The sequence below is a fragment of the Blastococcus sp. SYSU DS0753 genome (genome assembly GCF_054051175.1).
Genome location: NZ_JBJHAT010000001.1, coordinates 81,303 through 101,593, shown reverse-complemented (window position 1 = coordinate 101,593; position 20,291 = coordinate 81,303). Strand labels below are relative to the sequence as shown.

At 74.2% G+C, this 20,291-nt stretch carries 19 protein-coding genes; 7 read left to right on the top strand and 12 right to left on the bottom strand.

Annotation, left to right across the window (positions count from 1 at the left end):
• Positions 1 to 91 precede the first annotated feature (91 nt).
• The 6 genes from rhaI to ACI799_RS00450 all read right to left on the bottom strand — a co-directional run bounded on the left by rhaI (position 92) and on the right by ACI799_RS00450 (position 6,518).
• Positions 92 to 1,261 carry an L-rhamnose isomerase gene (gene rhaI / locus ACI799_RS00475; protein WP_456588264.1) on the bottom strand — a complete coding sequence of 390 codons (1,170 nt, stop codon included), beginning with the start codon at positions 1,259 to 1,261 and terminating at the stop codon, positions 92 to 94.
• Positions 1,258 to 1,629, bottom strand: coding sequence for an L-rhamnose mutarotase (locus ACI799_RS00470; RefSeq protein WP_456588265.1), 372 nt, complete (start codon positions 1,627 to 1,629; stop codon positions 1,258 to 1,260). The genes rhaI and ACI799_RS00470 overlap by 4 nt, the downstream gene beginning before the upstream one ends.
• Positions 1,630 to 1,720: 91 nt before the next feature.
• Entirely contained in the window at positions 1,721 to 2,809 is a 1,089-nt protein-coding gene (gene rhaS, locus ACI799_RS00465) for a rhamnose ABC transporter substrate-binding protein (RefSeq protein ID WP_456595513.1), read from the bottom strand.
• 88 nt (positions 2,810 to 2,897) lie between these two features.
• Positions 2,898 to 3,929 (bottom strand): ABC transporter permease, encoded by a 1,032-nt coding sequence (locus ACI799_RS00460; protein ID WP_456588267.1) that lies wholly within the window; start codon positions 3,927 to 3,929, stop codon positions 2,898 to 2,900.
• Entirely contained in the window at positions 3,919 to 4,983 is a 1,065-nt protein-coding gene (locus ACI799_RS00455) for an ABC transporter permease (RefSeq protein ID WP_456612083.1), read from the bottom strand. Before ACI799_RS00455 ends, ACI799_RS00460 begins: the two co-directional genes overlap by 11 nt.
• The gene (locus tag ACI799_RS00450) at positions 4,980 to 6,518 is read right to left on the bottom strand and encodes a sugar ABC transporter ATP-binding protein (RefSeq protein WP_456588269.1); all 1,539 of its coding nucleotides are present in this window, start codon (positions 6,516 to 6,518) and stop codon (positions 4,980 to 4,982) included. The genes ACI799_RS00455 and ACI799_RS00450 overlap by 4 nt, the downstream gene beginning before the upstream one ends.
• 175 nt (positions 6,519 to 6,693) lie before the next feature.
• On the opposite strand from ACI799_RS00450, the gene ACI799_RS00445 reads away from it, so the two are divergent.
• Genes ACI799_RS00445 through ACI799_RS00425 form a run of 5 tightly spaced genes read left to right on the top strand, consistent with a single transcriptional unit; the run spans position 6,694 to position 11,187 of the window.
• Positions 6,694 to 7,779, top strand: coding sequence for a LacI family DNA-binding transcriptional regulator (locus ACI799_RS00445; protein WP_456612278.1), 1,086 nt, complete (start codon positions 6,694 to 6,696; stop codon positions 7,777 to 7,779).
• Positions 7,776 to 8,549, top strand: coding sequence for a (Fe-S)-binding protein (locus ACI799_RS00440; protein ID WP_456612082.1), 774 nt, complete (start codon positions 7,776 to 7,778; stop codon positions 8,547 to 8,549). Before ACI799_RS00445 ends, ACI799_RS00440 begins: the two co-directional genes overlap by 4 nt.
• Positions 8,546 to 10,006: a LutB/LldF family L-lactate oxidation iron-sulfur protein gene (locus ACI799_RS00435; RefSeq protein WP_456612081.1), complete on the top strand. Its 1,461-nt coding sequence runs from the start codon at positions 8,546 to 8,548 to the stop codon at positions 10,004 to 10,006. The genes ACI799_RS00440 and ACI799_RS00435 overlap by 4 nt, the downstream gene beginning before the upstream one ends.
• The gene (locus tag ACI799_RS00430; RefSeq protein WP_456588272.1) at positions 10,003 to 10,620 is read left to right on the top strand and encodes a LutC/YkgG family protein; all 618 of its coding nucleotides are present in this window, start codon (positions 10,003 to 10,005) and stop codon (positions 10,618 to 10,620) included. The genes ACI799_RS00435 and ACI799_RS00430 overlap by 4 nt, the downstream gene beginning before the upstream one ends.
• Positions 10,621 to 10,677: 57 nt before the next feature.
• Entirely contained in the window at positions 10,678 to 11,187 is a 510-nt protein-coding gene (locus tag ACI799_RS00425) for a phosphohydrolase (RefSeq protein ID WP_456595505.1), read from the top strand.
• A gap of 93 nt (positions 11,188 to 11,280) precedes the next feature.
• Here the strand turns inward: ACI799_RS00425 and ACI799_RS00420 are convergent, their stop codons facing one another.
• From ACI799_RS00420 to ACI799_RS00410, 3 genes are all read right to left on the bottom strand, one after another.
• The gene (locus ACI799_RS00420; protein ID WP_456588274.1) at positions 11,281 to 12,237 is read right to left on the bottom strand and encodes an alpha/beta hydrolase fold domain-containing protein; all 957 of its coding nucleotides are present in this window, start codon (positions 12,235 to 12,237) and stop codon (positions 11,281 to 11,283) included.
• 1 nt (position 12,238) lies between these two features.
• Positions 12,239 to 13,060 carry a mycofactocin-coupled SDR family oxidoreductase gene (locus ACI799_RS00415; RefSeq protein ID WP_456612080.1) on the bottom strand — a complete coding sequence of 274 codons (822 nt, stop codon included), beginning with the start codon at positions 13,058 to 13,060 and terminating at the stop codon, positions 12,239 to 12,241.
• Between the two features lie 61 nt (positions 13,061 to 13,121).
• Positions 13,122 to 14,771 (bottom strand): FAD-binding protein, encoded by a 1,650-nt coding sequence (locus ACI799_RS00410; protein WP_456612079.1) that lies wholly within the window; start codon positions 14,769 to 14,771, stop codon positions 13,122 to 13,124.
• Positions 14,772 to 14,827: 56 nt separating this feature from the next.
• Here ACI799_RS00410 and ACI799_RS00405 point away from each other — a divergent pair, with 56 nt between their 5' ends.
• Positions 14,828 to 15,412, top strand: coding sequence for a TetR/AcrR family transcriptional regulator (locus ACI799_RS00405; protein ID WP_456612078.1), 585 nt, complete (start codon positions 14,828 to 14,830; stop codon positions 15,410 to 15,412).
• On the opposite strand, the gene ACI799_RS00400 is transcribed toward ACI799_RS00405, so the two are convergent.
• Both ACI799_RS00400 and ACI799_RS00395 read right to left on the bottom strand, forming a co-directional pair.
• Complete coding sequence (locus ACI799_RS00400) at positions 15,402 to 16,430, bottom strand: ATP-dependent 6-phosphofructokinase (protein WP_456595500.1); 1,029 nt, start codon at positions 16,428 to 16,430, stop codon at positions 15,402 to 15,404. The genes ACI799_RS00405 and ACI799_RS00400 overlap by 11 nt on opposite strands.
• Positions 16,431 to 16,546: 116 nt before the next feature.
• Positions 16,547 to 17,377, bottom strand: coding sequence for an acyl-CoA thioesterase (locus tag ACI799_RS00395; protein ID WP_456595499.1), 831 nt, complete (start codon positions 17,375 to 17,377; stop codon positions 16,547 to 16,549).
• A gap of 127 nt (positions 17,378 to 17,504) precedes the next feature.
• Between ACI799_RS00395 and ACI799_RS00390 the strand changes: the two genes are divergently transcribed.
• Positions 17,505 to 18,302 (top strand): siderophore-interacting protein, encoded by a 798-nt coding sequence (locus tag ACI799_RS00390; protein ID WP_456612077.1) that lies wholly within the window; start codon positions 17,505 to 17,507, stop codon positions 18,300 to 18,302.
• 3 nt (positions 18,303 to 18,305) lie between these two features.
• Here the strand turns inward: ACI799_RS00390 and ggt are convergent, their stop codons facing one another.
• Positions 18,306 to 20,168: a gamma-glutamyltransferase gene (gene ggt / locus ACI799_RS00385; RefSeq protein WP_456612076.1), complete on the bottom strand. Its 1,863-nt coding sequence runs from the start codon at positions 20,166 to 20,168 to the stop codon at positions 18,306 to 18,308.
• Between the last annotated feature and the right edge of the window lie 123 nt (positions 20,169 to 20,291).

The following is a 20,291-nucleotide window of genomic DNA, read 5'->3' as shown; positions in this document are numbered from 1 at the left end:
TCCTCTCTTGATGGCGTTTCGTGCCCAGCCGTGGCCCCCTGCAGGGCCCCGCCGCGAGCGGAGCGAGTGGCGGGGGGCAGGGGGTCCTTTCTCAGGCGCCCCAGCCGGCCTGCTGGCCGCCGACGCGCTCGCGCTCGATGCGCTGCTGGTAGCCGCTGCGCGCATAGGCCGCGTAGGGGTCGGGGTCCAGGCCCTGGGACTCCCGCAGCTCGCCCAGCAGCGGGCGGACGTCGGTGCTGAACGCGTCCATGAGCACCGAGTGCGCGTCGAGCACCTCACCGGCCTGCTGCGCGGCCGCCAGGGCCTCGCGGTCGACCAGCAGCGCCTTCGCCGTCGCCTCCTGGACGTTCATCACCGAACGGATCTGCCCGGGGATCTTCTTCTCCAGGTTGTGGCACTGGTCGAGCATGAAGTTGACGCCGGACTCCGGGCGGAGCGCGTCGTTGCCGACGATCTCGTTCATGATCCGGAACAGCTGGAACGGGTCGGCCGAGCCGACGATGAGGTCGTCGTCGGCGTAGTTGCGGGAGTTGAAGTCGAAGGCGCCCAACCGCCCGGCCCGCAGCAGCTGCATGACGATGAACTCGATGTTGGTGCCCGGGGCGTGGTGCCCGGTGTCGAGGACGACCGTGGCCTGCTCCCCCAGCGCCAGGCAGTGCACCAGCGAGGTGCCCCAGTCGGGGATGTCCATCGCGTAGAAGTGCGGCTCGAAGAACTTGTACTCGAGCAGGATGCGGTGCTCCGGGTCGAGCATCGCGTAGATCTGCTGGAGGGAGTCGGCCAGCCGGTCCTGCCGGGAGCGGAGGTCGTCCTGGCCCGGGTAGTTGGTGCCGTCGGGCAGCCAGATCTTGAGGTCGGTGGAGCCGGTCTGGCGCATGACCTCGATGCACTGCGCGTGGTGCTCGACCGCGCGGCGGCGCACCGCCGGGTCGGCGTGGGTGAGCGAGCCGAGCTTGTACTCGTCGTCCTGGAACAGGTTCGAGTTGATCGCGCCGATCGTGACGCCGAGGTCGCGGGCGTGCGCGGCCAGCTTGCCGTAGTCGTCGACGAGGTCCCACGGGATGTGCAGCGATACCCGCGGCGCGGCACCGGTGTGGCGGTGCACCTGGGCGGCGTCCTCGAGCTTCTCGTAGGGGTCGCGGGCGACGCCCGGCTGGCCGAACACCTTGAACCGGGTGCCGGAGTTGCCGAACGCCCAGGACGGGAGCTCGATGGTCTGGTCGGCCAGCGCCGCGAGGGCGCCGGTGCGGAGGTCGGTCACGGGCGTGCTCCGTTCGAGTGCGGGGGTGGTGCCTGCTCGAGCGCCGCGATCTGGGCGTCGAGGTCGAAGACGAGATCGAGCTGCTGCTTGGCGCGGCCGTCGCCGCCGGGGAGGTCGAAGAAGGGCGCCATCTCGGCCTCCCACCGGGCGCTCACGTCGGTGGCGTCCATGGCCGCTTGCGCGGCGGCGAGGTCGTCGGCGACCACGGTGCCGACGAGCAGGCCGTCGTCGCGCAGGAAGAGCTGGTAGTCGCGCCACCCGGCGTCCCGCAGCGCGTGCAGCATCTCCGGCCAGACGGCGGCGTGCCGCTCGCGGTACTCGGCCAGCCGGTCGGGCCGGACCTGCAGGGTGAAGCAGATGCGGGGCACGAGGAAGTTCCTCTCAGGTGTTCGGGCGCGGGCCGGGCCTGCCACCGCCGACCGGACGACGGCCGGCGGCGGCAGGCGAGGTGCGATCGGCTCAGAAGTCGAACTCGCCGATGTTCTCGGCGTCGAAGACCGTGGGTTCGCCGAGGACGACGACCCCGCCCTCCTCGACGGTGTACTCGCCCAGCTCGCCGGCCTCGAAGGTCTCGCCCTCCTGGCCGGTGATCTGCCCGGCGGCGAGGGCCGCCCCGGCGTAGGCGGCCAGGTAGCCCAGCTCCTCGGGGTTCCAGAGCGCGAACGCCTGGACGGTGCCGTCCTCCACGTACTCGCGCATCTGGTTCGGCGTGCCGAGACCGGTCAGCGCGACCTCGCCCTTGTACTCGGAGCCGGACAGGTACCGCGCCGCCGCTGCGATGCCGACAGTGGTCGGCGAGATGATGGCGTCGAGGTCGGGGTGGGTCGCCAGCAGACCCTGGGTCTCCTGGAAGGACTTCTGGTCCTCGTCGTCGCCGTAGACGGTGGCCACGATCTCGATGCCGGGGTACTCCTCGGCGGCGTACTCCTTCATCATCTCGATCCACGCGTTCTGGTTCGTGGCGTTGGCCGTCGCCGACAGGAAGGCCACCTGGCCCTCGCCGCCGATCTGCTCGGCCACCAGGTCGATCTGGGTCTGCGCGATGCCCTCGGCCGTCGCCTGGTTGATGAACAGGTCACGGCACTCGGGGTCGGTGTCGGAGTCGAAGGTGACGACGGCGGCGCCGGCCGAGCGTGCCTGGTCGAGCGCGCCGCAGATCGCGTTCGGGTCGTTGGCCGAGGTCAGGATGACGTCGGCGCCCTGCTGGGTGAGCGTGTTGATGTAGCTCACCTGCGAGGAGGCGCTCGCCTCCGACGGACCGGTGACCGTGAGCTCGCCGTCGAACTCTGAGACGGCTGCCTCCGCGCCGTCGGCGGCGGTGTCGAAGTACGGGTTGTTGACCTGCTTGGGCAGGAAGGCGACGGCGAGGTCGGCGGGGATCTCGGCGTCCGGGTTCGCCTCGGCGGCCGCGCCGCCTCCGCCGCCGGTGGTCTCCTCGTCGCCGCGGGTGGTGCCGCCACAGGCGGCCGTCGCGAGGACGAGGGCGGCGACGGCGACACCCGTCACGCCGCCGCGCAGCGGCCGGCGGCCGGTCAGGAAGCTGGTCATTGGTTCCCTCTCTGGAGTGCGCCGGCGTGAGAGCGGCCGGGGTCGGTGGGTCGGACGGGCACCCGTCGGTGGGTGCACGGCGGTGGTGTCACGGGATCCGGCTCCGGGCAGCGGCACGCCGCCGGACCCATCCGGTGACCTGGGGGGCGACCACGGCGGCGATGAGCAGCACGCCGGTCACGATGTTGAGGACGTCGGCCGGCACGCTGGCCAGGCGCAGGGCGTTGCGCACGGCACCGAGGAGGAGCGCGCCGGCGAGGACGCCGACCATCCCTCCCCGGCCGCCGAAGATCGACACCCCGCCCAGCAGGATGGCGGCGACGACCTGCAGCTCGAGCCCGGTGGCGTTGTCGGCACGGGCGCTGCCGTAGCGGAGGGTCCAGTAGACCCCGCCCAGCGCGGCGATCACCCCGGTGACGACGAACAGCCAGAACTTGGTGCGGGCGACGTCGATGCCGCTGAAGCGGGCGGCGTCCTCGCTGTTGCCGATCGCGTACAGCGACCGCCCGATCGGGGTGGCGTGCAGCACGACGCCGAAGACGAGGACCAGGACCGCGAGGGGGACGGCCGCCACGGGGATCCCCGAGTCGCCGATCGTGCTGATCGCCCACGTGGTCCACGCCCGGGGGAAGTCGGCCACCGCCTGGTCACCGAGCACGACGAAGGCCAGCCCCCGGTAGAGGGCGAGGCTGCCGATGGTGACCGCCAGCGACGGCAGGCCCAGCCGGGTCACCAGCGCGCCGTTGACCGCCCCGAGCACGGCGCCCAGGAGCAGGCACAGCGGGACGATGAGCTCCAGCGGGAGGCCGGCGATCCACAGCTGGCCCATCACGGCCCCGGTGAGGCCGACCGTGCTGGCGACCGACAGGTCGATCTCGCCGGTGATGATCACCATCGTCAGCGGGAGCGCGATGAGCACGATGACGATCACGTCGAGCAGCAGGAAGCCGGTGTTGCGCGCGGTGGCGAAGCCCTCGACCGAGAGGGAGGCCAGCAGCACGAAGACGACGAGCACCAGGGTGATGACCCCGTCGCCGGTGCCCAGCAGCCGCATCCGGTCCGACAGCGTCCGCGGCGGCGCCTGGTCCTCGGCGGGCGGGGCGACGGTCTCAATGGCCACGGGAACTCCTCCTCCGCAGGCGCCCGGCCAGGCGCAGCGCGAGCACCCGGTCCAGCGCGATGGCGGCGATGATCAGGGCGCCGACGGCGGCGTTGCGCCAGAACGGGTCGATGCCGAGCTGCGGCAGGGCGGTGCCGATGGTGGTGAGGAGCAGGGCACCGAGCGCCGCGCCGGCCACCGAGCCGCTCCCGCCGAAGATGGCCACGCCGCCGACGACGGCGGCGGCGACGACGGTCAGCTCGTACCCGGTGCCGGCGGTCGCGTCCAAGGTCTGGAACCGGGCCGCGTACAGCACCCCGGCCAGCCCCGCGAGCGCCCCGTTGACCACGAACGCGCTGAGCACCCGCCGGCCGACCGGGATGCCGGACAACCGCGCGGCGTCCGGGTCCGAGCCGATGCCGTACATCTCCCGGCCGCTGCGGTAGCTCCGCAGGTAGTAGCTCACGACGAGCACCACCAGGACGGCGACGAGGAAGAGCACCGGGATGCCGAGCAGCCGGGCGGTCCCCAGGGACTTGAACCCGCCGGGCAGATCGGCGGCGTTGATCTGCAGCCGGCCGCTGGTGCTGGCCCACAGGGCGTCGATGCCGCGGAAGACGTAGAGGGTGCCCAGGGTGACCACGAGCGAGGGCACCTTCGCGACGGCGACGATCACCCCGTTGACGACGCCCGCGACGGCGCCGACCGCCATGCCGACGAGCACCGCCAGCAGTACCGGCGTGTCCGGCTGCGTCGCCAGCAGCGTCCCGGTCGCGTAGGCCGACAGGCCGAGCGTCGAGCCGACGGAGAGGTCGACGTTCCGGGTGATGATCACCATCGTCTGGCCGGCCGCCAGCACCGTCAGGATGGACGCCGACAGCAGCAGGTCGCGGATGTTCTGCTGGGAGAGGAACCGCGGCTGGACGACCACCGTCACGACGACGAGCAGCAGCAGCGCGGCGAGGATGCCGAACTCGCGGACGGCGAACAGCCGGTGCACCAGCGAGCTGCCGCCGGTGCCGCGGCCGGACGTCTCCTCCGGGGCGGCGGGAGGCCGGGTCACCGCCGTGCTCACGACGCCACCGCCGTGCGGGTCGCCTGACCGGTGGCCGCGAGCATCACGTTGCCCTCGTCGGCCCGGGAGCGCGGGATGTCGTCGACCAGCCGCCCCTCGTGCATGACGAGGACGCGGTCAGCCATGCCCAGCACCTCGGGGAGCTCGCTGGAGACCATGACGACCGCCATCCCCTCCGCGGCGAGCTGCGACATCAGCCGGTGCACCTCCGCCTTGGTGCCGACGTCGATGCCCCGGGTCGGCTCGTCGACGATCAGCACCTTCGGCCCGGTGGAGAGCCACTTGGCCAGCACGACCTTCTGCTGGTTGCCGCCGGACAGGGTGGAGACGGGATCGCTGAGCCTGCCTGCCTTCACCTGCATCCGCCGGGTCCACTCCGCCGCGGCGTCCCGCTCGCGCCGGGCGGACAGCCAGCCCCGCCGGGACAGGGCCCACCGGCGGGTGAGCGTGGTGTTGCGCTCGACGGAGAGCTCCATGACCAGGCCCTGCTGACGGCGGTCCTCGGGCACCAGCGCGACGCCGGCGGCCATGGCCGCTGCGGGGCTGCCGCGGCGGAGCTCCTGGCCGGCGATGCGCACGGTGCCGGCGTCGTAGGGGTCGACGCCGAACACCGCGCGCACGACCTCGCTGCGGCCCGCCCCGACCAGGCCGGCCAGCGCGACGATCTCACCGGCGCGCACGTCGAAGGAGACGTCGCTGAAGACCCCGGCGCGGGTGAGCCCGCGGACCTCGAGCAGCACCTCGCCGGGCTCGACGTCCTGCTTGGGGAAGAGGGTGGCGACCTCGCGGCCCACCATCGCGTGCACGACCCGGTCGACGGTCAGCTCCGAGGTGCGGTCGGTGGAGACCCACTCGCCGTCGCGCATGACGGTGATCCGGTCGCAGAGTTCGAACACCTCGTCGAACCGGTGGGAGATGAACAGCACCGCGGCGCCGGCCTCCCGCAGGGCGCGGGCGACGGCGAACAGCCGCTCGACCTCGACGCCGGACAGCGCGGCGGTCGGCTCGTCCATGACCAGCACCCGCGCGTCGAACGACAGCGCCTTGGCGATCTCCACCATCTGCTGGTCGGCGATCGACAGGCCACGCGCGGGTCGGTCGGGGTCCAGGTCCACGCCGAGGCGGTCGAACAGCTCGCGGCACCGCGCGGCCATCGCCTTGCGGTCGATGCGCCGGCCGGCCGTCAGGGGCTGCCGGCCCATGAAGATGTTCTCCGCGACCGACAGGTCGGGGAAGAGCGTGGGCTCCTGGTAGATCACCGCGATGCCCGCGGCCCGTGCGGTCGCCGGGCTGTCCAGGCGCGCCGGTTCGCCGTCCAGGAGCACCCGTCCGCCGTCGGGAGCGTGCACCCCGGCGAGGATCTTCACCAGCGTCGACTTGCCCGCGCCGTTCTCACCGACCAGGGCGTGCGCCTCACCGGCGCGCAGCTCCAGCCGGGCGCCGCGGAGCGCGGCGACCGCCCCGAAGGACTTGCGCACGTCCTCCAGCGCGAGGACGACGTCGCCGGGCGCCGCCGGCTCCCTCGTGTGGTCCACAGTGACCGCCTCCGTGTCCGATGTCATCGCTGTGAATCGTTTCAGGCGCGATGTGACGGCCACCATAGAAAGGTCCCGAATGTGTGTCAACCGCCACGCTCACGGCCGTGACGCGAGCGTGACGAGGGCGCGCGCTGTGCGGTTGACACGTTTCAGAGGGTGGCCCCATCATGGCCTGCACCGGGTCTCGCCGCGAGGTCCGTCGACGCGCGCCCGAGGAGGAGCACTGACCGCCAGCATCCGGGACGTCGCCGGCCGGGCGGGCGTCTCGGTGGGCACGGTCAGCAACGTCCTGAACCGGCCGGAGGTGGTCGGCGCGGCCACCCGCGAGCGCGTGCTCGCCGCGATCGCGGAGCTCGGCTTCGTCCGGAACGAGTCCGCCCGGCAGCTGCGCGCCGGCTCCAGCCGGACCGTGGGGCTCGTGGTCCTGGACATCGCGAACCCGTTCTTCACCGATGTCGCCCGTGGCGTGGAGGAGGTGGTGGACGCCGCCGGGCTGTCGCTGATCCTCTGCAACACCGACGACCGCCCGGAGCGGGAGACCGCGCACCTGGCCGCCCTCGCCGAGCAGCGGGTGCACGGCGTGCTCATCACGCCCACCGCCGAGCTCAGCCCGGACCTCGCCGCCCTTCGCAGGAGAGGCGTACCCGTCGTGCTGCTCGACCGCCGGGCTCCGGACGGTGACCAGTGCGCGGTCGCCACCGACGACGTCCTCGGTGGTCGGCTCGCCGCCGAGCACCTGCTCGAGCGCGGCCACCGGCGCATCGCCTTCATCGGGGCGGCCTCGGGACTTCCGCAGGTGCACGAGCGGCACGCCGGCGTGGCGAGCGCCGTCCGCGAGGCGTCGGGCGCCGAGCTCACCGTCCTGTCCCCGGAGGAGCTCACGGTGGCCGGCGGACGCGAGGCGGCGGGGCGGATCATCGGCATCCCCGCCACCCGGCGCCCGACCGCCGCGATCTGCGCCAACGACCTGCTCGCGCTGGGGGTGCTGCAGGAGATGGTCCGGCACCGCGTGCGGGTCCCCGACGAACTGGCGATCGTCGGCTACGACGACATCGACTTCGCGGCCGCCGCCGCCGTCCCGCTCACCTCGGTGAGCAAGCCGCGGCACGCCATGGGCCGCCGCGCCGCGCAGCTGCTCCTGGACGAGGCGCGCGAGGGCCACGTCCACGAGCAGCCCGTCTTCGAGCCGGTGCTCGTCGTCCGCGAGTCGAGCATGGTCCGGCGGGATCCGGCGCCCGACCCGGAGGGGATCCGATGAAGGTCGCGCTCTTCGCCACCTGCCTGGTCGACACGATGGTGCCGCGGGTCGCCGAGGCGACGGCGGTGCTGCTGCAGCGGCTCGGCCACGAGGTGGTCGTGCCCCCGGGCCAGAGCTGCTGCGGGCAGATGCACGTCAACACCGGCTACCGGCGCGAGGCGGTGCCCGTCATCGCCAACCACGTGCGCGCGTTCGCCGGGGCGGAGGCGATCGTGGCGCCGTCCGGCTCCTGCGTCGCCTCCATCCACCACCAGCAGGCCGCCGTCGCCCGCCGCGCCGGGCAGCACGCGCTCGCCGACGACGCCGCGGCGCTGGCCGAGCGGACCTACGAGCTGTCGCAGTTCCTGGTCGACGTCCTGGGCGTCACCGATGTCGGGGCGTACTACCCGCACCGGGTCACCTACCACCCGACCTGCCACTCGCTGCGGATGCTGAGGGTCGGCGACCGGCCGCTGCGCCTGCTGCGCGCCGTCCGCGGCCTGGAGCTGGTCGAGCTGCCCGCGGCCGACCAGTGCTGCGGGTTCGGCGGCACGTTCGCGGTCAAGAACGCCGAGACCTCGACCGCGATGCTCACCGACAAGATGGCCAACGTGCTCGCCACGCACGCCGAGGTGTGCACCGCGGGCGACGCCTCCTGCCTCCTGCACATCGGCGGCGGGCTCTCCCGCCTCCGGGCCGGCACGCGCACGGTGCACCTGGCCGAGATCCTCGCGTCGACGGAGGACGCCGTGACCCCCGAGCAGTCGACCCGACCGGCGGTGCGCTCGTGACCGCCGTCTTCCTGGGCATCCCGACCGCTCCCCGGGGCGTCGGGCACCTGCGCGGCGACCGGTCGTTCCCCGACGCCGCGCGCGACTCGCTGCGCGACGGGCAGCTGCGCGCCAACCTCGGCCATGCCACGGCGACGATCCGGGGCAAGCGGGCCGCCGTGGTCGGCGAGGTGCCCGACTGGGCGGAGCTGCGCGAGGCCGGCCGGGCGATCAAGGCGGCCACGATGGCCCGGCTCGACGAGCACCTGGTCGCCCTGGAGGAGCAGGTCACCGCCCGCGGCGGCACGGTGCACTGGGCCCGCGACGCCACCGAGGCCAACCGGATCGTCCTCGACCTGGTGCAGGCCACCGGCACCGACGAGGTGGTGAAGGTCAAGTCGATGGCCACCCAGGAGATCGGGCTCAACGAGGCGCTGGAGGCCGCGGGTATCGCGGCGCACGAGACCGACCTCGCCGAGCTGATCGTGCAACTGGGCGAGGACCGGCCGTCGCACATCCTGGTCCCGGCGATCCACAAGAACCGGGCCGAGATCCGCGAGATCTTCCTGCGCACCATGCCCGGGGTGGACCCCGAGCTCACCGACGACCCCCGTCGGCTGGCCATGGCGGCGCGGGCGCACCTGCGCGAGCGCTTCCTCCGGGCCCGGGTGGCGATCAGCGGGGCGAACTTTGCCGTCGCCGAGACCGGCACCCTCGCCGTCGTCGAGTCCGAGGGCAACGGGCGCATGTGCCTGACGCTCCCGCAGACTCTCATCACCGTGATGGGCATCGAGAAGGTGGTGCCCACCTGGACCGACCTCGAGGTCTTCCTGCAGCTGCTCCCCCGCTCCTCCACGGGCGAACGGATGAACCCCTACACCTCGCTGTGGGCCGGGGTCACGCCCGATGACGGACCGCAGGAGTTCCACCTCGTGCTGGTCGACAACGGTCGGACGGCGGTGCTCGCCGACGAGGTGGGGCGCGAGGCGCTGCACTGCATCCGCTGCTCGGCGTGCCTGAACGTCTGCCCGGTGTACGAGCGCGCCGGTGGCCACGCCTACGGGTCGGTGTACCCCGGGCCGATCGGCGCCGTGCTCTCCCCCCAGCTCACCGGCGTCGAGGACAACGCGTCGCTGCCGTACGCCTCGTCGCTGTGCGGCGCCTGCTACGACGTCTGCCCGGTGGCGATCGACATCCCCTCGATCCTGGTGCACCTGCGCGCCGAGCACGTCGAGGCCCAGACGCGCACGACCCCTGAGGCAGCGGCCTTTCGCCTCCTCTCCCGCGTGATGGCCTCCCCGCGGCTCTGGCGGCTCGCCCAGCGGGCCGCCGGTCTGGGCCGGTTCCTGGCCCGTGGGCGGCCGACCCTCCCGGCCACGCTGCCGCCGCCGCTGTCGGCCTGGACCCGGTCCCGCGACCTCCCCACTCCGCCCGGGAAGACCTTCACTTCTCAGTGGGCCGAGGAGCACCGGCGGTGAGCGCGCGCGAGGAGGTGCTCGGGCGGATCCGCACGGCGCTGGGCCCGGACCGGCGCGCCGAGGAGCCCGTCCGGCGCGACTACCGGCGGCGCGACGACCGCCCCGCCGCCGTGCTGCACGAGGTGCTCACCGACCGGCTGGAGGACTACAAGGCCACGGTGGTGCGCTGCGCGCCGGCCGAGGTGGCCTCCACCGTGGCCCGGTCGCTCGGCGACCTGGACCTGCCCCCCGACGCCGTCGTCGTCGCGCCGGGCCTGCCCGCGGACTGGCGGCCCGACGGCGCGGTGCCGGACGACGGCCGGCCCGCGGTCGGGCTGGCGTCCTTCGGCGCGTCGGTCACCGGGGTGGCCGTGGCCGTGGCCGAGACCGGCACGCTGGTGCTGGACGGCTCCCCGAGCTGCGGCCGGCGGGCCCTGTCGCTGCTGCCCGACGTCCTGGTGTGCGTGGTGACGGCGGACCAGGTCGTCGGCGGGGTCCCCGAGGCGCTCGCCCGGCTGGACCCGACGGCCCCGCTCACGATGATCAGCGGCCCGTCGGCGACCAGCGACATCGAGCTGCAGCGCGTCGAGGGCGTGCACGGCCCGCGCACCCTGGTCGTCGTCCTCGCCGGCTGACCGGCTGATCAGCCGGACGGCCACCCTCTCCGGCGGAACGGTGCCTAGCCTCGGTGCGTGCCCTTCACGCTTCCCGACGCCCACCTGCTCGCCCTGGAGGCGCACGAGGGCCAGGTGGACGAGGACGGCCGCGACCACTACCTGGCGCAGCTGCGGCCGCTCGCCGAGGCGCTGCGGCCGTTCGGACCCGAGGCCGAGATGGCCGGCGTGCTCAAGGACGTCGTGGCGGGCACCCGCGACCACCCCGACCCGGCCCGCCGGTACGACCTGGACCGGTTGCGGGCCCTCGGGGTGCCGGGCGTGGTGGTCGAGGCGATCGACGCGGGGACCCCGCGCCCGGGCGAGCCCTACCTGTCCGGGTTCGTCCGCCGGGTGGCCGCCCACCCGCTGGCCCGCCTGGTGAAGCTGGTGGAGAACAAGGCCGACCTCGCCGCCACTGAGCGGCTGGCGGGCACCGACCCCGACCGGGCACGCACCCTCCGCGAGGGCCGCTACCGCCCGGTCCGCCGGATGCTCCTGTCCGCCGAGGCGGCCGACCGGGTGCACGGCCACCGCATCCTGGTCTGACGGGCCGGCGCCGCACCCGCTGTGTCGCCCGTGGTGGTGTCGCCCCGTGCCGACACCACCACGGGTCGACGACCGGCGCGGCCCGCCGGCGGGTCAGCCTCCCGGCGCGAGCGCGGACGACAGCTCCGCGCACAGCTCGGCGAGGGCCTGCGGCGCGCTGCGGCAGAGCCTCGGGAAGGCCAGGTACCCGTGCGGCATCCCGACGTAGGTCGTTGCCCGCACCGGCACCCGCGCGGCCCGCAGCGTCTCCGCGTAGCGCAGCCCGTCGTCGCGGATCGGATCGTGCTCGGCGACCTGCACCAGCGCCGGCGGCAGGCCGCCGTGGTCGGCGGCGAGCAGCGGCGAGACGTACGGGTGCGCACGGTCCCGGTCGCCCAGGTAGTGCGCGCGGTAGGCCTCCATGTCGCGCCGGGTGAGGACGGGGGCATCGGCGTTCTCGGCGATGGAGGCGCTGCCGAACGTCAGGTCGGTCGCCGGGTAGAGCAGCGCCTGGACGGCGATCGCCGGCCCGGACCGGTCGCGGGACATGAGCGCGACGACCGCGGCCAGGTTCCCCCCGGCGCTGTCGCCCATGACCGCCAGCCGGCCCGGATCGGCCCCCAGCTCGCCGGCGCGGGCGGCGACGTCGACCAGCGCCGCGTAGCAGTCCTCGGGCGCGGCGGGCCACGGGTGCGCCGGCGCGAGGCGGTAGTCGATCGACACCACGACGGCGCCCACGGTCGCGGCCACGTTGCTGCACAGCCAGTCGGCCTGGTCGAGCGAGCCGAGCACCCAGCCGCCGCCGTGGAAGTTGACCACGAGCGGCAGCGGCCCGCCGGCGGCGCCGCGGGGGCGGTAGACCCGCATCGCCAGCGGTCCCGCCGCGCCGGCGGTGACGCCGTCCTGCAGGGTCACCCCCGGCGCCACCCCGCCCAGGAGCAGGTCGGTCACGGGGTTGTGCCCGGGCGAGCGCTCCTGGACGCGAGCGAGCCGCTCGGCGTCCAGGGTGGCGACCGACCCCAGCCGCAGCGCCCGCCCGAGCAGCCGCACCCGCAGGTCGAGGCGAGCCACGTCAGCGCCCGAGGATGCCGAGGTCGACCGGCAGCTGGACGCCGGTCACGTGCCGCGCCTCGTCCGAGGCCAGCCAGGCCACCGCATGCGCGATGTCCTCGGGCTGGGAGATCGGGTCGGGCAGCGCGCCCATCAGCATGGGGGCCAGCGTTGTGGCGTACTGCTGCGCGAGTTCGAACATCTCCGCAGGCTGCATGCCGGTGGCCACGCCGTGCGGGTGCACGGTGTTGACCCGGATGTTGTGCTGCCCGAGCTCGTTCGCCATGGTCCGCGCCAGGCCGACGATGCCGTGCTTGCTGGCCGCGTAGTCGGCGAGGAACGGCAGCCCCCGCAGCCCGGCCACCGAGCTGATCACGATGATCGAGCCGCCGGTGCCCTGCTCCAGCAGCACCGGCACGGTCGCCTTCATCGTGAAGAACGTGCCGGTGAGGTTGGTGTCGATCGTCTCCTGCCACTTCTCCACCGGGATCTCCCAGGACATCGAGCCCGAGCAGATGCCGGCGTTGGCGACGACGACGTCGAGCCGGCCGAACTCCGCCACTCCGTCGCGGACCACGGACATCTGCCCGTCGAGGTCGCGGACGTCGACCTTGCGGGCCAGGATGCGCCGCCCCTGCGCCTCGACCAGGCGGGCGGTCTCGGCGAGGTCCTCCTCGGTGGGGCCGGCGTAGGACGTGGTCTTCGCCGTCTCGCAGTTGTCGATCGCGATGACGTCGGCGCCCTCGGCCGCGAGCCGGACCGCATGGGCGCGGCCCTGGCCGCGGGCGGCGCCGGTGACGTAGGCGACCTTGCCGGCGAGGCGGCCGGACGTGCTGGTGGTCACGCATTCCTCCTGTGGTGAGGGAACCGGCGCGCGGTCGCGCGCCGGGAAGGTGGGACCGGGCTCAGGCGGGCCGGCGGGCCATGTGCCGGGCGGCGCGCAGCCCGAAGACGGTGGCGGGGCCGATGGTCGAGCCGGGGCCGGGATAGGTCCGCCCCATGACGGAGGCGGAGTTGTTGCCCGCGGAGTACAGGCCCTCGATGATCGAGCCGTCCTCGCGCAGCGCCCGGCCGTCGGGGTCGGTGACCACGCCGCCCTTGGTGCCGAGGTCACCGATGACCACGCGGAACGCGGTGAACGGGCCCTTCTCCAGCGGACCGAGGCACGGGTTGGGCCGCACGGTGGGATCGCCGTAGTAGCGGTCGTAGGCGGAGTTGCCCCGCCCGAAGTCGCCGTCGATGCCGGCGCGGGCGAACCCGTTGAACCGCTGGACGGTCGCCTGCAGCCGGCCCGGCTCCATGCCCAGCCGCTCGGCCAGCTGCGGGATGCTCCCGGCCTTGACCATGATCCCGGCTTCGCGCATCGCCTTGTTCAGCCGCGGGTCCAGGGCGAACGTCCGCAGGTACCGGCGGGCGTGCCGGGCATCGGCGACGAGCCAGTACGGGCCGTCCTTGTCGTGCTGGAGCATGTGGTGGCCGAGGTCGACGTAGGACTCCGACTCGTTCGCGAAGCGGTCACCGCGGGCGTCGGTCATCAGCGAGTAGGGCATCGACCGCTCCCCCACGATGAACGCCGGCGTGTGCCCGGCGGGGGCGGCGACGGACGCGCCCCACCAGGCCTCGTCCATGAGCTCCAGGGCCGCCCCCGCGCGCTGCGCGATCTCGATCGGGCCACCGACGTTGCCGGGGTTGCCCGACGGCGAGCCGTCGATGCCGTGGTGCTTCTGCCGCCAGTCGCGGTTGTGCTCGAACCCACCGCCGGCCAGCATCACGCCGCGCACGGCGCGGATGCGCACCTCGCGACCGTTGCGGCGGACCCGCACGCCCACCACGCGCTCGCCGTCGAGGACCAGGTCCTCCAGCGGCGCCTGCAGCCAGAGCGGCACCTTCCCTTCGACCACGACGGCCTTGCAGAAGGCGGTGGCCAGGGCCACCCCGATCCCGACCACCCGTCGCCCGCGGGCGACACCACCGAACGCGCGGAACACGAACCGCGCGCCGCGCACGAACCCGCCCGGGGTGGACCAGGCCCGGCCCAGCAGCCATACGTCGTCGGTCTTCACCGGGAGCGGCACCGCGTTGCGCAGGGTCGACCACCAGTCGCCGATCTGCTTGGAGTCCAGCGGCTCGGCCTCGAGCGAGCGGCCGATCTTGCCGCCGGGGAGCTCGGGGTAGTAGTCGGGGTAGTCCTTCGCCCGGGCGAAGGCGAGGCCGTGCCGTTCCGCCGTCGTCACGAAGTCGGCGACACCGTCGACGAACGCCTCCTTGCGCTCCCGCGTCGCGGCGCGCCCCTCGTCGCCGACCGTCGCCTCCAGGTAGGCGAGCGCCTCCTCCCGGGAGTCACCGGCGCCGGCGCGGCGCATGAGCGGGTTGTCCGGCAGCCACATGCCACCCCCGGACATCGCCGTGCTCCCGCCCCACTTCTCCGTGCCCTCCAGCAGGAGCACGCTGAGCCCCTCGTCCAGGGCGCCCAGCGCGGTGGCGAAGCCGGCGCCACCGGTACCGACCACGACGACGTCGTAGGTCTCGTCGAACTGCTCCACGCTCCCGGCCACGGTGCCCTCCTCGCCCACCGACCGGACAGTGTTGTCCGGATCGCTAGGGTGTGAGCATGGCCACGTCGGGCGGGAGAGTCAACCGGGGTCCGGCAGCGGCTCCGGACAACCGGCGGGCGATCCTGCAGGCGGCCCGCCGGGTCATGGCCGCGGGTGGCTACCGGGTGCCGCTGAGCGCGATCGCCCGCGAGGCGGGCGTGGGGCAGGGCGTGCTCTACCGGCACTTCCCGACGCGGCTGGATCTGGCGTTCGCCGTGTTCGAGGACAACTTCGCCGAACTCGAGGCGATCGCCGCCGATCGGGACGCCGGGTCTCTCGGCCGGCTGTGGAGTCGCCTGGTCGACCAGGCCATCGAGACCACGGCCTTCGTCGAGATGGTCGTCGACGCCCGCCGGAACCTGCCCGAGTACGACGGGGCGGAGCGGCTGCTCGGCCTGGTGGAGGCCACCCTGCGCCCCGCCCGCGACGCCGGGGTCGCCCCCCCGGAGGTCACCGCCGACGACGTGCTGCTCGCCCTCCGGATGACCTTCGGCGTGGTCATGACCGCCGCGACACCGGACGCCGTCCGGCCCGCCGTCGACCGGGCCCTGGCACTGCTGGACCCGCCGTGGGCCCGGCCGCGTGCCGGGGTCAGCCGGTGAAGGCCTCGATCTCGGCGAGCCGGGAGGGGGTCACCGTCTTCAGCCGGGCGACGGCGCGCGCCAGCGGGACCAGCTCGATCTCCGTCCCCCGCAGCGCAACCATCTGACCGGTACGGCCCTCGTGCGCAGCGATGGTGGCATGCAGGCCGAAGCGGGTCGCCAGCACGCGGTCGAACGACGTCGGGGTCCCACCGCGCTGGACGTGCCCCAGCACCGTGGCCCGCACCTCCTTGCCGGTGCGCCGCTCCAGCTCCTCCCCCAGCTGCTGGGTGACGCCGGTGAACCGGCGGTGGCCGAACTCGTCGACGCCGCCGCGACGGAAGGCCATCTGCCCGGGCAGCGGCTCGGCCCCCTCGGCGACGACGCCGATCACGTGGGACGCCCCGCGGGCGAACCGGTCGCAGACCAGCCGCACCACCTCGTCCACGTCGAACGGCTGCTCGGGCACCAGGGTCAGATGGGCGCCGGCGGCCAGGCCGGCGTGCAGCGCGATCCACCCGGCGTGCCGGCCCATCACCTCGACCAGCAGCACGCGCTGGTGCGACTCGGCGGTCGTGTGCAGCCGGTCGATGAGCTCGGTGGCGATGCTGACCGCGGTGTCGAAGCCGAACGTCAGATCGGTGCCGTCGATGTCGTTGTCGATCGTCTTCGGGATGCCCACCACCGGCACGCCGGCCTCCGACAACACGTGGGCCGCGGTGAGGGTGCCCTCCCCGCCGATGGGGACGAGGACGTCGACCCCGTGCTCGTCGAGCGTGCCGATCATCTCTTCGATGCCGGCGTGCAGCTTCTCCGGAGCGACGCGGGCCGAGCCGAGCGTCGTGCCACCGCGGGTGAGCAGGCCGTCGACCGCGGCCACGTCCAGCGGCGTCCAGCGGTTCTCCAGCAGCCCGCGCCAGCCGTCGCGGAAGCCGATCACCTCGCTGCCGTAGTGGGCACCGGCGGTGCGCACCACCGAACGGATGACGGCGTTGAGGCCGGGGCAGTCCCCGCCTCCGGTCAGGATTCCGATGCGCACCGGCTGGCTCCTCGCGCTCGTGGGCCGGGTTGACCCGACCATACGTCATGACGTCTCGACGACCGCCCGCCGACGCGCGGGGTGCCTGCGAGCCGTCGGCGCGGCGCGCCTGCCGGTCACCGCCCGGGGCGGAAGGGGTTCCGGCCGGGCCGGAACAGCGTCTCCTGGGTGAAGCTCGCGCCGAGCACACCGCCGGCCGTGGTGATCGATCCGGTGTACCAGCCCCGCCCCCCGGACACGGTGCGCGGCACCATGTCCATGAGCACCCAGTCGTCCAGCGGCGCGTGGCGGTGGAACCAGACGGCGTGGTCCAGGCTCGGGCCGGGGGCGGCCTCGTCGTCGGGCAGCGCCGACAGCCCGGTCCCGATGTCGGAGAGATAGGTCAGCACGCAGGCGTGCACCAGGCGGTCGGCCGGCAGCGGCACGGTGGCCCGCGCCCAGAACCGGGTCGGCCAGTGCGCGTCCGGGTAGGGCTGCGGGGGCCGGCGGCTCTCCATGGAGAACACCCGGGGCAGCTCGAAGACCGGCAGCCCGTCCGGCGCCTCGACGGCGGGGGTCGGCTGCACCTGCTGGTCCGGGCCGGGACCGGGCACCGCGAACGAGGCCGACATGCTGAACACGACCTCGCCGCCCTGGAGGGCGACCACCCGCCGGGCCGAGAACGAGCCGCCGTCGCGGTCGCGGTCCACGCGGAAGATCGTCGGGCGGGCGGCGTCACCGCTGCGCAGGAAGTAGCCGTGCAGCGAGTGCGGGAGGCGGTCCGTGGCGACCGTGCGCCCGGCGGCGTACAGCGCCTGCGCGGCCACCTGCCCGCCGTACAGCGGGAAGGGGTCGCTGAACAGCAGGGTGCTGCGGTACAGGTCGCGGTCGATCTCCTCCAGAGCCAGGACGTCGAGGACCGTCGGCCCCGCCGCTCGGCGTGCGTCGTCGGCAGCCACGGTCTCCACGCAGGGCACCCTAACCGGGTGCTCGGATCGGGTTAGGGTCCCCTCTGTACCGTCGCCAGTCGTGATGAGCGAGCCACGGAACGGCGACGGACGACCGCCCCGCAGACGGATCCCCCGGATCGGCGAGGTGGTCCGGACCTCGTGGCTCACCCCGCACATGGTCCGCGTCGTGCTCGGCGGCGAGGGCCTGGCCGGCTTTCCCGACGGCGAGTTCACCGACCGCTACGTCAAGCTGCTCTTCCCGCCCGCGGACGCGTCCTACGCGGTCCCCTACGACGTCGAGCAGGTGCGTGCCGAGCTGCCCGCCGACCAGTGGCCGGTCACCCGCACCTACACGGTGCGCGCGTGGGACGCCGCCGCCGGCGAGCTGACCATCGACTTCGTCCACCACGGCGACGAGGGGCTGGCCGGCCCCTGGGCCGCCGCGGCCCGGCCCGGCGACCGGATCCAGTTCATGGGACCGGGCGGCGCCTACGCGCCCCGGCCGGACGCCGACTGGCACCTCCTCGCCGGCGACGAGGCCGCGCTCCCCGCCATCGCCGCGTCCCTCGACCGGCTGCCGGCCGGCGCACGGGCGCTGGTGTTCGTGGAGGTGGCCGGACCCGAGGAGGAACAGACCGACCTGGCTCTCTCCCCCACCGTCGACCTGCGCTGGCTGCACCGGGGCGACGCGCTGCCCGGTGTGGCCCTGGTCCAGGCGGTCGAGGCCACCCAGCTCCCGCCGGGGAACGGGCACGTGTTCGTGCACGGCGAGGCGTACGCCGTCCGCGACCTGCGGCGCCACCTGCGGGCCGAGCGCGGGCTCGACCCGGAGTGGACGTCGATCTCCGGCTACTGGCGGCGCGGAGACACCGAGGACGCCTGGCAGTCGGGCAAGCGCCAGTGGAACGCCGCGATCGAGGCCGAGGACGCCGTCGGTCGCTGACCGTCAGCCCCCGAGCGGCGGGGCGAGCTCCGCCGCGCCCGGCGCCTCCGGGCCGCCGACGACAGGGTGCACCACCCCGGCGCTCCCGCCGCCGCGGCGCTCCACCTCCGCGGCGGCCAGCAGCAGGCCGCCCGGCAGGTACTCGATGCCCGTGGCCGCGCCGAGCTCCTCCACGACGGTGAACTCGTGCCCGAGGGCGGTGAGCGGCTCGCCGTACGCGTCGACGAACGCCGGCTCCGCGCTGACCGCGGCCGTGTTGCGCTGGCTGGCGCGCGGGGCGGCGATCGCCTCCGCCAGGTCCATGTTGCGGTCGATGCGGTTCACCAGCGTCTGCAGGACGGTCGTGATGATCGTGCTGCCGCCCGGCGAGCCGAGGGCCAGGACCGGCTCGCCGTCGTGCAGGACGATCGTCGGCGCCATGCTGCTGCGCGGGCGCTTCCCCGGGGCGGGCAGGTTCGGCTCGGGCCGGGTGGGGTCGGCGGCGGCGAACGTGAAGTCGGTCAGCTCGTTGTTCAGCAGGAACCCGCGGCCGGGCACCGTGATCCCGCTGCCCCCGGTCTGCTCGATGGTCAGCGTGTAGCTGGCGATGTTGCCGGCGGCGTCGCCGACCGTGAGGTGGGTCGTGGACGGACCCTCCGCACCCTCCTCCACCGTCGGCCCCTCGCCGGCCGGGCAGGGGGCGTACTCGCCGTCCGGGTCGCCCGCGGGGGTCGGCTTCGCCAGCACCGCATCCGGCGCGATGGCGCAGGCTCGCTCCGTGGCGAACCGGTCCGAGAGGAGCTCGGCCAGCGGCACCTGGTTGTACGCCGGGTCGCCGACGTAGGCGTTCCGGTCGGCGAACGCCAGCGCGCTCGCCTCCAGGTAGGCGTGCAGCACCGGCACCTCGGGCAGCGAGGCGAGCGGGAAGGGCTCCAGGATGTTCAGCGCCTCACCGACGGTCGAGCCGCCGCTGGACGGAGGGGCCATGCCGTAGACCTCGAGTCCCCGGTAGCCGACCCGGGTCGGCTCCCGGAGCGGCGCCTCGTACAGCGCTAGGTCCACGGCCTCCAGCAGACCCGGCCGGACCTCCGCGGCCCCCTCCGCCTCGGGCGGGTCCTGCACCGTCGCCACGATCTCCTCGGCCAGCTCCCCCGTGTAGAGCGGGTCCACCCCCTTGCCGGCCAGCAGCCGGTAGGTGTCGGCCAGGTCGGGGTTGCGGAACACCGATCCCACCTCGGGCAGGGCGCCGCCGGGGAGGAAGAGCTCGGCGGTCGGCGCGAACATGCGGAACCTCTCCTCGTTGTCCGCCGTCTGCTGCCGGAACGTCTCGTCGACGACGAAGCCCTCGTCGGCCAGCCGGGTCGCACCGCCGAGCGCGTCGGCCAGCGACCAGGTGCCGAACTCCTCCAGCGCCGTCACCCAGGTGGCCGGGGTGCCCGGCGTGCCCACCGACAGACCGCTCGAGACTGCCTCGGCGAACGGGATCGGGTCGCCCGCCTCGTCGAGGAAGGCGTCCGCGCCCATGGCCAGCGGTGCGGTCTCCCGGCCGTCGATCGTGGTGACCTCTCCGGTTGCGGCGTCGTAGTAGACGAAGAAGCCGCCCCCGCCGATGCCCGCCGAGTACGGCTCCGTGACGCCCAGCGCGGCGGCCGTGGCCACCGCCGCATCCGCAGCGTTGCCACCGGCGGCCAGGACGTCCAGCCCCACCCGGGTCGCGTCGGGGTCGACCGTGGCGACCGCGCCCCCGGTGCCCACGGCCAGCGCGCGCTTCTCCGGGGGCGCCCCGCCCGGAGCGTCGTGCGGGGCGGCGCTCGCGGGGCCGCCCGCCACGAGGGCGCCGCCGGCGAGCGCGGTCAGGGCCAGGAGGGTGGTACGCGGACGCGGCATGGGAGCTCCTCGGGCGTCATCGCTGCGCAGGAACCCATGGGACACCCGCGGAGCCCGGCGCGCCAGGCGGTCCGGCGTCCCCGTCCCGGGACGGGGTCGTGGCGGCGGCTGTCACACAACCGT